Annotated in this window: 10 protein-coding genes; 2 read left to right on the plus strand and 8 right to left on the minus strand. The window is 26.7% G+C overall.

Translation table 11 applies throughout. From position 1 onward, the window contains the following. The 7 genes from nusA to HNR35_RS00245 all read right to left on the minus strand — a co-directional run bounded on the left by nusA (position 1) and on the right by HNR35_RS00245 (position 12752). Positions 1–1449, minus strand: coding sequence for a transcription termination factor NusA (gene nusA / locus HNR35_RS00215; RefSeq protein ID WP_006433339.1), 1449 nt, complete (start codon positions 1447–1449; stop codon positions 1–3). Between the two features lie 13 nt (positions 1450–1462). After that, on the minus strand, positions 1463–1900 hold the full coding sequence (gene rimP, locus HNR35_RS00220) for a ribosome maturation factor RimP (RefSeq protein ID WP_006433366.1): 438 nt from the start codon (positions 1898–1900) through the stop codon (positions 1463–1465). A 101-nt stretch (positions 1901–2001) separates the two neighbouring features. Next, positions 2002–2619 carry a ComF family protein gene (locus HNR35_RS00225; RefSeq protein WP_183223172.1) on the minus strand — a complete coding sequence of 206 codons (618 nt, stop codon included), beginning with the start codon at positions 2617–2619 and terminating at the stop codon, positions 2002–2004. 1 nt (position 2620) lies between these two features. Continuing rightward, positions 2621–5209, minus strand: coding sequence for a DNA mismatch repair protein MutS (mutS, locus tag HNR35_RS00230; protein ID WP_183223174.1), 2589 nt, complete (start codon positions 5207–5209; stop codon positions 2621–2623). A 138-nt stretch (positions 5210–5347) separates the two neighbouring features. Next, positions 5348–5881, minus strand: a complete 534-nt coding sequence (locus tag HNR35_RS00235; protein WP_006433353.1) for an OmpH family outer membrane protein — start codon at positions 5879–5881, stop codon at positions 5348–5350. Between the two features lie 23 nt (positions 5882–5904). Continuing rightward, on the minus strand, positions 5905–8370 hold the full coding sequence (gene bamA / locus HNR35_RS00240; protein WP_183223176.1) for an outer membrane protein assembly factor BamA: 2466 nt from the start codon (positions 8368–8370) through the stop codon (positions 5905–5907). 17 nt (positions 8371–8387) lie between these two features. Next, a complete protein-coding gene (locus tag HNR35_RS00245; protein WP_183223595.1) occupies positions 8388–12752 on the minus strand; it encodes a translocation/assembly module TamB domain-containing protein in 4365 nt (1454 codons plus the stop codon). A 120-nt stretch (positions 12753–12872) separates the two neighbouring features. On the opposite strand from HNR35_RS00245, the gene tmk reads away from it, so the two are divergent. Then, on the plus strand, positions 12873–13481 hold the full coding sequence (tmk, locus tag HNR35_RS00250; protein ID WP_183223178.1) for a dTMP kinase: 609 nt from the start codon (positions 12873–12875) through the stop codon (positions 13479–13481). Positions 13482–13494: 13 nt separating this feature from the next. After that, the gene (locus HNR35_RS00255; RefSeq protein ID WP_183223180.1) at positions 13495–14124 is read left to right on the plus strand and encodes a hypothetical protein; all 630 of its coding nucleotides are present in this window, start codon (positions 13495–13497) and stop codon (positions 14122–14124) included. Here HNR35_RS00255 and HNR35_RS00260 read toward each other — a convergent pair. Then, on the minus strand, positions 14121–15224 hold the full coding sequence (locus HNR35_RS00260) for a thymidine kinase (protein WP_183223182.1): 1104 nt from the start codon (positions 15222–15224) through the stop codon (positions 14121–14123). The two genes, HNR35_RS00255 and HNR35_RS00260, sit on opposite strands and share 4 nt — an antisense overlap. Between the last annotated feature and the right edge of the window lie 54 nt (positions 15225–15278).

A 15278-nucleotide genomic window follows, 5' to 3' on the forward strand; every position in this document is an offset into this window, starting at 1 on the left:
TTATTCCTCCTCAAACTCAAAACTAAGCCCTATCTTACAACCTGGGCAGGAGGTCATATTTTCATTAATAACAACACCACATTCAGGACAAAGAAGTTCTTCATCTTCTTCTGCCTTTTCCATAGACTCACCACTGTCATTAGCAATTATTATCATTCCCTCTTTTAATATTTTATTAATTTCTTCTTGTTTTTCATAACTTACTCCAAGATTAAAAAGCAATCCCTCATCTGCTTGTAAAAAATTGTTAATATCATCAAGCCCCTCTTTTGATAAATTAGAAATTACAGAAGAATCGAGTAATTTAAGATCACTTATTTTACTAATCTCTTCAAATTGTTCCTCTTCAACAACATCTTGCATAACTTTATCAAACATTTCGAGTGTTTCTTGCTTAAACTCTGAATTAGCTTTCATTTCTGCAAACTGACTGCTGGTTTTAACATCAATAGCCCAGTCAAGAAGTCTATTAGCAAGTCTAACATTTTGACCCATTTTTCCTATAGCAAGAGAGAGTTGATCATCGCTAACAACTACTAAAGCCTTATGTAAATCCTCATCAATAATATAAACATGCTCTATCTTAGAAGGAGTCAAAGCATCCTTTATAAATTCTTTAATGTCTTTACTATAAGGGATAATATCGATTTTTTCTCCTTCAAGTTCCTTAATTATAGATTGAATTCTGACTCCTTTTTGCCCTATACAAGGACCAACAGGATCAATCTCTTCCTTCTCAGAATAAACAGCAACCTTGATTCTGTAACCCGGATCACGAACTATTTTATGAATCTTAATAATACCTTCTTCAATTTCTGGAATTTCAAGAGCCAAAAGCTCTTCAATAAACTTTGGATGGGTTCTAGAAAGAATAACTTCAATGCCATTTTTACCTTTTTTAACATTATAAACTAAAACTCTAATCTTATCATTAAGACTATAAACTTCTCTTGGCGACTGATACTTCTTGGGAATTATACCATCTGTATTGCCAAGATTAACATAAAGATCACCATTTCTATTTTGTTGAACATATCCAATAACAACTTTATTTAACTTGCTTTTAAATTCTGATAAAATCTCATTATCTTCAATTCCTTGCAAATCATTCTTGGTTCTTTGTTTTGCAACCTGAATAGAAAGCCTATCGAAAACTTTAGGATTAATTTCAATGTAAGCATAATCACCTTCTACAATATTTTCCCTTGAAATATCTTTTTCTGATATTTCAAAAAAAGAATCTTTTACCTCTTCTACAATTTTCTTTTTAGCATAAACTACCAAATCTCCCGTATCATCATCAAACTTAATAAAAGCATTCTCATTGCTTCCAAAATACTTTTTATAAGCTATCAATACCGATTCTTTAATTGTTTTTCTAATAGACTCTATACTCATGCTACGATCATTTGCAATACTTACAATCATATGTCCCGTGCCCTTTATCATCCAAACTTCCTCCTTAAACTAATCTAGCCTTCTTAACATCGCTATAAAAAACATTTAATTCTTTACTATCTGTTTTAAAAATAAAACTTTTTGATTTTGATTTTAATATAAAACCTTCTTCAAATTCATTATCTAGCATTAACTTAATCTTTTTGCCCTCAAAAATTTGAAACTCTCTGTCACTTTTTATTCTTCTATCTATTCCTGGTGTAGAAAGTTCTAAAGTAAAACTATATTTAAAATTTGCCTCCAAAATTAATAAAATCATCTTATGCAAATCGGTCATCAAATCAACACCCAAAGAAAAATTTTTGCTATAAAGAACTATTTGGATTTTCCCGCCATTTTTATTTCTAAAGATATTAATTTCTAATATTTCAACATTTAAACGTTCTGTTAAATTTTTTATCAAATTATAAACTTCATTATTTTTGTCAAAACATTTAATCAAATATATTCCTAAAATTAATAAGGTTCTTTTAAAAGAACCTTATTAAATATATAAACTAAACCTTAAATCAAGGTTAACACTTAGAAAAAATAATGTCAACATTAAACCAAATTATAAGATTTAGCCAACGAAAGCTTTATAACTTTATCAGCTCCAAATTGTATAATAAGATCTTCACAAATACACATAGATGTTCCTGTAGTAATAATATCATCAAGCAAAACAATCTTTTTAAATTGAAAATTTTTATACTTTGATCTTAATTTAATTTTATTTTCAAGATTTCTAAATCTAAGATTTCCTTTCATTAACTTCTGACTTTTCCCATATTTTCTTGAAAAAATATTCATATAATTAAAGCCAAAACGGCTTAATAAAATACCAATATATTCCATGTGATCAAATCCATAAAATAATTTTCTTTTAAAGCTACAAGGAACGGTTACTATTTGATCAAAATTAATATCAATCAAACATTTAGCAATTCCGCTTGCTAAAAATCTACCAATTGACTTTTGACCATCTCTTTTATATGACAAAATTAAAGATTTATAATGCTCTTTATATTCAAAAAAATAAAGCAAATTCTCATCAAATTTAATTTTAAAATTAAAAAGCAACTTGCATTGATCACAAAGAGCATTGGAAGATACATATCTTTTCCTACAAAAAACACAAAAGGGTAAAAATATACTTTTTAGAACATTTAAATAGCTCATACTAACCAGGTTGAGAAACAACTTTTAAAATAATTTGATTTAGTAGCTCAATCGATTGAAAAGGGGTAATATTATTAATATCTATATTAGAAATAAATTTTTTTAAATCTAAATACTCATTTAATTTAACATGAACATCAGTATCATTTTTCAAAACCTCTATATTATGATTATCAGAAGAAATACAAGGAGGAAATTCTAAACAAGAGCTATCCTTTCGACTTCCTAAACTTTGCAAGATAACATTAGCTCTATCTACCACCCTTAAAGGAAGTCCTGCTATGCGAGCAACATAAATCCCATAAGAATTAAGAGATGGTTTTTCTTCAACTTCTCTTAAGAAAACAAGATCATTGCCTTGCTTTTCAATTTTCATTGAAAGGTTAATAAAAGCTTCATGATTAATAGCCGATAGTTCATGAAAATGTGTGGCAAACAAGCTTCTAGCTTTAATATACTCTAAAATATATTCTATAATAGAATAAGCAATAGCAAGTCCATCATTTGTACTAGTGCCTCTTCCAACTTCATCCATAATTATTAAGCTTTTTTCTGTCGCATTTCTTAAAATATTAGCTGTTTCATTCATTTCAACTAAAAAAGTAGATTCCCCTTTAGCAAGATTATCACTTGCTCCAATTCTACAAAAAATTTTATCTGTAATACCTATTACGGCCTTGGAAGCCGGCACAAAAGATCCTATCTGCGCCATTAAAGTAATTAAAGCCACCTGACGCAAATAAGTTGATTTGCCTGCCATATTAGGACCAGTAATTAAACAAAAGTACCTTTCTTTATTAATCCTTACAAAATTTTCAGTAAAAATCTCAGTGTTTTTAACATAATGCTCAACAACAGGATGTCGAGACTTTTCAAGAAAAATTTCTTTATCACATGTCAAAACGGGTCTTTTATATTCATTTTTTTTTGCCAAATAACCAAAGTTAACAACTAAATCAATATATGCAAAAAATTCTGCAACCTTCTTAAGAACTTTATTATGCTTAACAACATTTGACGCTATTTCATCAAAAATTTCTTGCTCAAAAGAAACCACACTGTCTTCAGCATTATTAATATTCACTTCAAGAGAAATAAGTTTTTCTGTTTTATATCTTTTTGAAGAATTTAAAGTTTGACTTTCCATAAAATAAGGTGGCACTTGAGCATAATTACTCTTTGTAACCTCAAAAAATAATCCCCTATTATTAGTTTTTCTAATCTTTAAATTATTAATCTTACTAAGCCTTTTCTCTGATTCAAGATATTCATCAATATATTTATTTGCATTAATTTTTAAATCTTTTAAACCATCAAGCTTTAAATCATAGCCCCTTTTAATAAGCTCATCAGAAGAGCTTGAAATTGCACTATTTATCAAAAAATAAACTTTAGAAACACTATCCTCTTCAAACTTATCAAAATTCCAATAATCAAAATTATGTTTGTCAAATAACTTTTTCACCAAAAAAAATACAGAAAGGGCTTTTTCAATAAATAAAAAATCTTTTTTAATATATCTTTTCATCTGAATCCTAGACACTATTCTCTCAATATCCCATATATTAATAAAAGCTTCTCTTAAAGTCATAGTTAAGCTAATATTTTTACAAAAAAATTCAACATGATCTAGCCTAGTATTAATTTCAGAAATATTTAAAATTGGATTTAAAATAAATTCCCGCAAAAGCCTTTTTCCCATTGCAGTTTTGCAATCATTTAACACAGAATATAATGAGTATTGAGAAGAAAAATCATTATTATTTTTTACAAGTTCAAGATTCACTTGAGTTACATCATCAAGAAACATGTACAAAGAATCATTATTAATATCTATTTTATCAATGTTACTTAATAAATTTTTTAAATTATTTTTTATATGATTTATAATTAGAAAAATTGAAATGTAATAAGGTTTTTCCTCATCAAATCCAAGAGAGCTCAATCCAAGTATGTTAAAATGTTCCTTTATAGTTTTTATTGCAACATCCTTATCAAGATGCCAAGCAGGCACTCTGTTAATTAAAAACCGACTAAGATTAAGCTTCTCTGAGTATTCATAATAAAAGTTTTCAGAAACTATTATCTCTTTAGGAGAATATTTCTCAAGATCCCTTTTAAGTTTTTCAAAAAAGCTACTCTCATAAAACATTATCCCAAGACTAGAAGTAGATAAATCTATATAAGAAAAAGAATAATAATTTTTATAATCACTAATAGCAACTAAATAGTTATTAACATCATCATTTAAAAAATCTTCATCAATAATAACACCTGGGGTTATTACCTCAACAACTTCTCTTTCTAAAGGCCCCCCAGAAGTAGAATTAGACGCTTGTTCACAAATTGCAACCTTTTTATCAAATAAAATTAATTTCCTTATATATTCCTTACTAGTATGGCAAGGCACTCCACACATTGGAACATTTTCTCTTTTTGTCAATGTTAAATTAAGAAGCTTGCTTGCCTCAATTGCATCATCAAAAAACATTTCATAAAAACTTCCTACTCTGAAAAAAATGATAGCATCTTTATATTTTTTTTTGATATCTAAGTACTGCCTCATCATTGGGGTAACATTTTTTTCCATACGTTTCCTAAAATAATATTGAATAATAATTGATATTATAAAATAAATATAATTCAATTAAAAATAAAGAATATAAAAAAGGGATTTTGCAATCTAATTACAGATTAAAAAAAGTAACGCCTTAAAAGAAAAGTCGTCTTAAGGATTTTTATTGTCCTTTTCTAAAAGATACTTAACAACATCGTCTGTTATATCAACAGTGCTGTTATGGTAAAGAATATACGGATTACTTTTTTTCATAATCAAAGAAAAACCATTAATTTCTGCAATATATTGAATACCATGAAGTATTTTGCTTAAAGATTCACTGTTATTATTTAAACTATTAATATTGGCCAATCTTTGCTGTTCTAAATTATTTTTTGCTAAACTAGAAACTCTTTTTAACTCATCAACTTTCAAATTATATTGGTTCCCAAAAGACCTTGCATTATCTAAGTCATTATCAGCAATTGATTTATCATACATATGCCTTAAATTCTTAAGCTCTAAATTTAACCCATTTATTTGTTCTTGATACCGATTCTTTATTTGATCAAGATTAGCTTTCAATTGAGGATTTAAAACTTCAATCACAATTCTATCAAAATCAACAATACCTATTTTAACAACATCTATCGAAAAAACATTAAAAGATAATAAGAAAAACAATGGTAAAATCAAAAAAAACACAAATTTCTCCATAGCAGTTTATATTAATATCTCATTTCAATTCCTAAGAAAAATTTAAATCCAGAAAAATATTTATAATAACTATTAACTTTATCATTGTCAAAATAAAAAGGATAAGCTATTATGAAAGACAATGGCAACTGAGGTAAAAGACTTCTAATTCCAGTTCCCCAGCTAAAAGCAAAACTACTAAAAGGCCTAAATAAAGAATTTTCTTGCCCTTCTAAAGAATAAGAAGCAAAATCTATAAAAAAAACATCCCACACTAAAAAATTTCTTAATAAAGGAATAGATATTTGGACAGTATTTACAAAGGAACTGTAAATATTTTTCAAAATCCCCCAACCTCTAGCCTGCATAAAATTTTCACTAAGAATTATGTGATGATGGGGTTGAATTTCAATTTCAAAACCATTGCCAAGAGGCGGCAATATATTTGAATAAACGCTTCTTAAAGTCAAAATAATATCAAAATAAGGAGTAAATACATCCTCATATCCTAAAAGAGAAAAATATCTCTCAAAGGTTGTAGCAGATTTAATAAAATGACTCTGACCAAATAAAAATCCGCCGAAAAAATCAAACTGTTGTTTGAGCAAAAATCCATTATTAGACAAAGAAGTAGAATTTCTCGTATCCCAAGCAGCACTCAAACTAAGAGAATTTTCAAATCTAAAAGTTTTATAATTATCTCTTAAATAATAATTTGAAGGTCTATTAACTTCATTGTCATAAAAAACATACTTTAAAGCGGTTTGCAAAGTGCCAAGAAGAGTTTGCTTGCCAAGATAATTAGAAAAAGTATAGCCTGTAAACCCTCCAAAACTAAGTTTAAGTAAAGAGTAATTCATAGCATTAAAATCGGAAAAACTCTTGGCATCTCGATATTCTTCCCAACTTGTAAATGGATCTGGAACTTCCCTTTTGCCAGAAAAAATAGGCCCATTAATATCCTGATAAGCGGTATTAACAGAATGTGAAAAATCTACAAATCCACCCACAGTCCATCTTTTCTGAAAAAACCAATTATCTCTAAATGTCAAACTAAGACTTTGCTCTAAAAAAGATAAATTTAGCCTTGCAGCAAAATAATAGCCTTCGCCTAAAAAATTAGACAGCTCCCATTGCCCAAATACTGAGAATGGAAACGAAGAATTTGCATTGCCTCCAAAATTCATACCAAATCCAAAATTACTTGTTGCTCGCTCCTCAATGTTTAAATTTATTTTCATAAGCCCTTCCGTATTGCTTGGAACAATATCGGGGACTACATTTGAAAAATAACCAAGCTGTTGTAGGTTTACCATACCCATCTTAAACTTATCCAAACTAAAAACATCTCCCTCTTGAAGTGGGATCTCTCTAAGTATTACATGAGAAGCTGTATTTTTATTTTTAGAAACAGTAATAGACTCAATATGGGCTTTATCCTTTTCTGAAATTTTAATTAAAATATCAATAAACTCTCCTCTTACATTTTGTGAAGGAATAATTTCTGTAAAAATATACCCCTCCTTAAAATAACTTTCCTTGATTTTGGTAAAATCCTGCTCAAATTTAGAATTATTAAAAATATCACCTTCCTTAAAGGTAATAAACCTTTTTAATTCTTCCAAACTAAAAACTGAATTACCAAAAATTTCAAGCTTCCCAAATCTAAAAACATTGCCTTCGGAAAGAAAATATTTCAGAAAAACCTCCTTTTCTAACCTTTGAGAATCTTTAAGAGAATCTTTAATATCAATAGTACTATTGATAATCTTAACATCAATATATCCATTATTTTTATAAAAAGACTCTAGTTGATACTTGTCCTTGTCAACATTGCTTTTTAAATATTTACCATCTGAAAAAAGAGATACTACTCTTGATGCTAAAGATTTTCTCAAAGTGCTACTTTTAAAACTTAGATTTCCTTCAAAGTCTATACCTTTGATAACATATCTAGGTCCAGCTGCTATATTATAAATAATATCAACCAAATTTTCTTCTTCTTTGATTTCAAAATTTACAAAAACCTCAAGATATCCCATGTCTTTATACATCTCTTCAAGCTTGCTAACACCTTTATTAACACTTGCAAGATTTAAAGGCTCATTAGCCTTAATATTTACCTTCTCAACAAGCTCACTATTCCAAAAAACTCTACTGCTATCAGCAAAAACAACAGAATTAACTAAAGATTTTTCTTTTACAATAAATGTAATAAAAAGATTCTCGCCATCTATTTTAAAAATCGGCTTAATAAGGCCAGAAAAATAATCAAGAGAATAAAGATCAATTTGCAATTTATCAAAAATTTCATTAGAATATGCCGCGCCAATGTAAGGTTTTAAAATATTAATAAAATCCACCTCTTTTTTATTCTTAAGTCCTTCAAAATTAATATCCTTTATTATTTTACCTTTGTAATTTTCAACTTGAGCAAAACTAAAAACAACAAAAAACATTAAAAAACTTATAAAAAACAAACCTCTAATTGAACCCATCTTAACCTCTTAACAATTTAATATTTAAATTTCCAAGAAATACCTATATTATTCCCTATTCCATCTAAACCTTTTTTCATAAAATTGTAATCAAACTCATAATTAACCAAAAAAAATGGAGAATCAAACTCAATACCCAAATTAATAACAAAATTTAAATCCTTTGAAAAAGGAGTCGTTTGCTCTTTCAAAAAACCAAAACCTCCACTAATAAAAACACCTTCAACAAGATATTTCCCTACTTTAACACTTGTATTGTCAAGAACATCAACAAAAGTAGGATTCCCAATTTTAAAAAAATTACTATTAATAGAATTTTTTAATATATCTGTCTTTATACTCAACAAGTCTAAGTTTAATATAGAACGCATATAATCTTCAATGGGTTGAATTAAAAAATCCAGAGCAATGTCACTTACTATTCCAATTGCCATTTCAGCAGCATTGGTTCCCGCCAATCGCAATCCCCCCTCAGCCTCCCCCATTGTTGAGCCTGAGAGTAAATATTTAATCTCCTGTTCACTCCTAGAAGGATAAGACATAAACTCAATTTTCCATAAACTCAAAGGACTATCAATCCCTATTGTAACAAGTAGTTTGTCATTCCTATCTTTAATAGTATTTGTAGCCTCAGCTTTTATCCATGGATCAAACTTAGTTCTGCTCTCATTAAAAGATATATAAGCACCACTTTTAAAGATAAATTTTTTATTATTATAATTAACAAAACCATTGGCAATATTCAAATCCCCTTTAAGAATAAAATCATCTGTTTTTGTATCAGATTTTATTACAAGTTTATCTCCTCTTGAAATAGTAGCTTGTAAAAATGAAATATTACTATCTGGCCAATGAAAAGTAACACCACTGTCAAAATTTATTTCAAGATGAGTTAAAATATCAAAATCTCGAACATTAATATCAACTGTTTGCGGTCTTTTTGCTTTCTTGAAGGGATTTATTAATAAATTAACAATAGAACTTTCAAGAGAATAAACCCAAGCATTTGAAATATTTAAAACGCCTTTAAACATAATTTCATCTGCATTTCCTTCAATTGAAAAATCGCCTAAAGCATACCCTGTAAAGCTTAAAGCAATTTTGTCAAACTTAATAGGAACTCCTGTTCTACCAGTCACATTAATATCTATCTTGTAATAATCAATAATAGTATCACTTAAAAAATTCAAATTTAAACTAGTAGCAACAAAAACCTTAGAGTATCGATCTAGGATAAACTCATTACTAAAAATGATCTTATTATCCTGAATTTCAACTGGCATATTAACTATTTCTAAAGTTCTATCACCACCAAACTTTCTAGAAGCTCTTAAATACTCAGTACTTATTGATCCTTTTTGAATATTTAAACTTCCATTAATATTAGGATTATATAAATCCCCATCGATATCAAATTCACCATTTAAAACAAGATTATAAAGAATTAAATGATTGTCAATATTAAATAAAGGATGCGAATCTAAAAAATCTTTGGTGATTATTTTTGAATCAAATTTAATATCTCTAACATTTCCAAGAATTTTATTTTTAATTATTTTACCTGACGAGTTGAAACTAAGAGGCAAATAATCTTTTAAAATAAAACTATATTCTCCACTACCATAATGGTATAAAACATTAATAAGGTCATAATCAATTGAAGCCATATTAAATTTTTCAAAATCATTACTAAATTCAACCGTAAGATTAGATAAAAACTCATTTTTATATTTAATATCTCTAAAAGAGAATTCACCTTCTGTTTTAGTTTTCAAAACTCCAAATCGCTCTTCATCTTTACTTTCAAAGTTTCTAAAATTTGCATTAAACTTATAAGAAAATAAATCGCTATTAAAAACCATATTAGATACGCCTATAGAACTGCTTAGATCATATCTTAGACTACCACTAAGAAACTCTTTTTTATTGCGCTTGACTTTTATATCATACATGTTAAGCTTATTGTCTAATAATCCTAAATTTAGAGAAAACTGCATAGGAATGCCTAATAAAGTTAATTTATCAGTCTCAAGATATCCACTCAAAGAATAATTTTTAAAATCATTATTTTTAAAATTTAGCAAAAAATTACCATTAATCTTTCCTTCCAAAAGAGATAAAGAATTAAAATTGTAAAAATCTAAATCTTGAAATTTAAGCAAAAAATAACTTCCATATTCATCGGAATTAACCCCTAAAAAATATCGTTCTGAATTTAAACTAGAAAATAAATTCAAACTTCCATTAAAATTATCTTTTAAATTGAATTGTCCATATCCTTGCAAATTTGAAAGCTTGTTTACAAACTTAACATCAGAAATGTACAATTTATCATATTCATATGAGCCCTTAAAACCAAAATTAAAATTATAAGCGGGTATTTTAGAAGCTTTTATTATGCTAAACTTATCTATTCTAAATTTCAAATCATTATTAAGCCCTAAATAGTTCCCATAAAAATTGATATTTATCAAAAGATCAGAAGTTTTATTGCAAACCCTAAAATCATTAACATTAAGGGCATAAATTATTTTAGAATCAAAATAATTGAAATCTAATTTAATACCAAGAGGGGATTCAGCAACAATAAACTTATTTTTAAGATTAATATTAAAATACAAAGGATAATTTTTATCCAGATAAGAAAAATTCGTGTTAATATTAAGCCCATTTTCAAATAGCTCAATAATCAAGCTGGAGTGCAAATTGTAATCATTGTATTGCAAATTAAAGTTATTTGATTTGTAAAAATTTTTCTCTCCACTAGCATCAAACATAAATTTAAAATTATCTAACTTTGAAAATACTATGAAATTAAATTTTTTTAATTTATTTTTATGATAATCAAATTTATTTAAATTAAAATCAGAAACCAAATTTAAATATTTACCTGAAAATAAAGTCTTGGGAAAAAAATTTACTAAGTAAGAACTAGGAACAACTTCTTTTAAAAAAAGCAAAGGAAACTCTTTAATACTTAAATTGAAAGAAAATTCTTTATCATCAAGATCGCCTTTTAAAGAAATTTGGGAATTTTTATTTTCTAAATAAATCAAATGGTCAAAAAAAACTTTATCCTTTAAAAAATAAGTTTTTAAACTTAAATTTTGAAAACTAAGATTGCCAAGACTAAAATTATCGGACTTAACCGAAAAAATGTTTTTATCTTTCTTAAAATCCAAATATCCATTTAGATCGTTCAAGTTTAAAATTTTTGCAGACTTAAAGTTAAGACGTCCTATTGGGAGCAAATCTTTTAAAGAATAATAACCTTTATAGTTTACAACACCCCTTTTAAGTTTTAAAAAAGCATTCTTAACACTTACAACGCTATCATCCCCTTTGATTTCAAGCTTTAAACCTTGAATTTCTTTACCCATAGCATCTGCATTTAAAGAAGAATCTATTATTCCGGCATATCTTAAATCTTTATCTTTCAAATCATAAGAAAATGCAAACTGCCCATTTAAGCTTATATCAAAATAATCTTTATAAACTTCATAGTTTTTGTTTAACTTAATCCAATTTAAAAGATTAACATTGAAAAATAAAGCATCTAGTCGAATAAAACTATTAGCTTTGTCATAACTTAAATTAAAATCAAAATTCTCCCTTCGTAAATTAAAAATTTTTAAATTTCCTTTTGAATAATTTATTTGAAATCCTTGCTCAAGCAAAGAAAAATAGCTTGTTTTCAATTCAAAAAAACTAAAATTTACATAACCATCCTCAAAGCCTTTCTTGAATTTCCCCTCAAAATAAAAAGTTGAATCTAAAATTCCATCACCAACTTTTTCAAACGGTAAATTAATTCCTAAATTTTTAATAGCACCAAAATCAACTACAGAACTAAATAAAAAATCTTCATCTACGGTGCTTAAAGAAAAATTTCTAACCTTAAAATTCAACCAATTATTCTTATTATTAAGCTTAATATTAATATTGATATTCTCTAAATTAATATTTAGTCTATAAAGATAATTGAAGATTTTATTTAAAATTACATTTCCATTGTCGTAAACACCGCTAGAATTTAAATCATTAGATAAACTAAAATCGTTTATATCAAAATTTAAATTACTCCCTTTAACATAAACATTTAAAATAATATTTTTATCGCCTAAAATTAATTTAAACAGATTTAAATCTACCCTAACAACATCCATTAATATTTTATCTTTTCCATCCAAACTTAGCTCTAAGCCATCTATTTTAATGGATGATAAAAAATATGGCGAAATCTTATCATATTTGATCCTAAAGCCAAATTTTGATTCAAGATACTTTACAACAAAAAACTTTGCAGAATAAATTTGAACTTGAACAAATAGATTAATGGAAAAAATTATTAAAACAAAAACTAAAAATGGTAAAATCAACAATAAAAATGTCTTATTTCTCAAAACCACAAATTCATACACTCATATATTGATAATTATTATTATATAATAATTATCAATAACCTAATTATTGACACCAAAAGAAAGGAAGAAAAAATATTTGTGATTAAAATATTAAAAAACTTTTATTGCATAGAAGGAATTGATGGAAGTGGAAAAACAAGCATTATCAATAAACTAAAAGCTCTTTGCAGCGATGAATCAAGGTATTATTTTACAAAAGAACCATCAAGCGGAATAGTTGGAAAAATGATAAAAGAACAATTAATGAATTTCAAAAATCCTTTAAAAGAATCAACTTTTGCGTATCTTTATGCAGCAGATCGACACGATCATTTATATAAAAAAGGTGGAATACTCGAAATTTTAAACACAAAATCTATAAAAGTAATAACTGATCGCTATTTATTCTCATCAATTGCATATCAAGGAAAATTGGGATATGAATTAAATAAAAACTTTCCATTGCCTGAAAAGGTATTCTTTATTAAAACAGACCCAAACATAGCTTATGAAAGAATACAAAAAAACAGAACACAAAGTGATCTTTTTGAGCTTGAAAAATACAAAACTTTTGAACAAATCGCTCTTAAATATTTAAAAACATTTAAAAAAATAGAAAAAAAAATTAATGTAATTTATATTGATAATTCAATAAAAGATAGCTTAGATAAAAACGTAGAAAAAATTTTTAATCTAATAAAATTCTAATATAATTAATCATATGATTAATTATATGTTTAAAAGTGTCACTTTCCAAATAAGTTTAATTTTACTTATTTTAGTAACAGTCCTAAAAATAAATGCATCGTCCAAATTTTATTATGCAGAACAATGGTATGTAATCTTTAACACTCAAATGAAAAAAAAACCTGAAAACTATAAAAAAAATATATTTTTTCTTCAAAAAGCCTTAAAATACCCATTTGGAAATCCAAAATACTCATTAACTAAAATAGAAACAAAAGAGCAGTGGATGAAATATAAACTTCTCTTCAAAATGCATGTAAATCTACTCCTAGTTAAGCAAAATTTACATTTGGGAGATTTATTCGATACAAGAAATTTATATTTTTTCAAAACTCCAGAAAAAAATGAAATTATTCTCAATCTAGAAAAAGCAAAAAAATTGTATGAACTGGCAATTAACTACTACAATGAAGCACTAAAATACCATAAAAACCTTGAAAATTACAAATCTGTTAAACTAGAAAGCGATGGAATAACAAACTGGGAAAACGAATATCATAAAATTTCTCTTAAAGAGTTTGATTACTATGACATCATTAAAAAAGAACTCATGCGAATTGACGAAGCTAAAGCATTTTTTGAAAAAAGTCCAAACTATTATTAAAAAAATTCTTTGCCTTCTTTGGAAAAAAAAATTTTATTTATATAATCCTTATTTAAAGAAAACTTTAAAACAAGATCTTTAAAATTATCTTTACTTAAGATGCTATATTCTGAGAAAAGGGTTATTAACGCTCTTTCTGCTAAAAAAGGCAGTTCTAAAATATTTCTTAAAATTTCAGCTCTAAATTCATACCCTTTTTCACTATCTAAAGAATTTACAAAATTAGAATTTTCAGCATCGCTGCTTAATGATACAATTTCATTTTCAAGAAATTTTTCATCTCCTTGTGAATACAACAAGGCGAATGGCTTTAAAAAAGAAAAAAAATACTCTTTACCCACAAGATAATGGTGCATTGAGCATCTTGTAGCGTAATTTGGATAAATAGCAGATTCAATCTCTTCATCACCACCAACAATAAGCAAAGGATCAAAATAGGGAGCTGGGATTTCTTTATTATTGTAAAAATAATACCTGTATGAAAAAAAAGATTCTTCCATACAATCAATATGCCCGCAATAAGCTCCAAGCTTATAAATCTTATCCGAATATTCTACCAAAAGTTTAGCAGTATCATTAAAAGATTCTTTCCTAAAATTATAAAGTAATGTAGGCAATATAAATAAAATATTTTCATTTAACGAAATTTTATTTAAAACAAAAATTAAACGTTCATCATAAAAACATGCCTCATCAATAATAAAAGTACCACAATTAGGATTAGAAGCTATTAATTTTTCAATATCAAAAGAGCTACTCGCAAAACCAATCTCATCAATTTTATCTTTTCCACCACCCCTATATGGTATTACATTTTCTGGATAATCTTGAAACCTCCTCTTGTCGAGAAAATTTCTAATAAAAAATACATTAACTCTATTCCTATTTCCTTTAATAATATTACCCAGCACCTTAAAAGATTTTTTTCTTACAACAAGCGAATCTTTATAAATTTTTGCAGCATATTCTGTTTTCCCGCTTCCCATAGGTCCAACTACAAGGATTAAATTCATTTTGATTTTAAAGTCAAAATGACTAATAGACACAATGTTATTAAATTTAATATCTTCTTTATTAGCAAAGTCTAAACAAAAGCCCAAAAATCCTCCTAAAGTAAACTTGAATTCAACTATACAAAAAAGCATAGCTAAAAA

Source organism: Borreliella spielmanii (assembly GCF_014201705.1).
Taxonomy (GTDB): domain Bacteria; phylum Spirochaetota; class Spirochaetia; order Borreliales; family Borreliaceae; genus Borreliella; species Borreliella spielmanii.

Excerpts from the sequence above, each read along its gene's own strand:
- nusA (WP_006433339.1), bottom strand. The coding sequence starts at position 1,449 with ATGATAAAGGGCACGGGACATATGATTGTAAGTATTGCAAATGATCGT.
- HNR35_RS00225 (WP_183223172.1), bottom strand. The coding sequence starts at position 2,619 with ATGAGCTATTTAAATGTTCTAAAAAGTATATTTTTACCCTTTTGTGTT.
- mutS (WP_183223174.1), bottom strand. The coding sequence starts at position 5,209 with ATGGAAAAAAATGTTACCCCAATGATGAGGCAGTACTTAGATATCAAA.
- bamA (WP_183223176.1), bottom strand. The coding sequence starts at position 8,370 with ATGGGTTCAATTAGAGGTTTGTTTTTTATAAGTTTTTTAATGTTTTTT.
- HNR35_RS00255 (WP_183223180.1), top strand. The coding sequence starts at position 13,495 with ATGATTAATTATATGTTTAAAAGTGTCACTTTCCAAATAAGTTTAATT.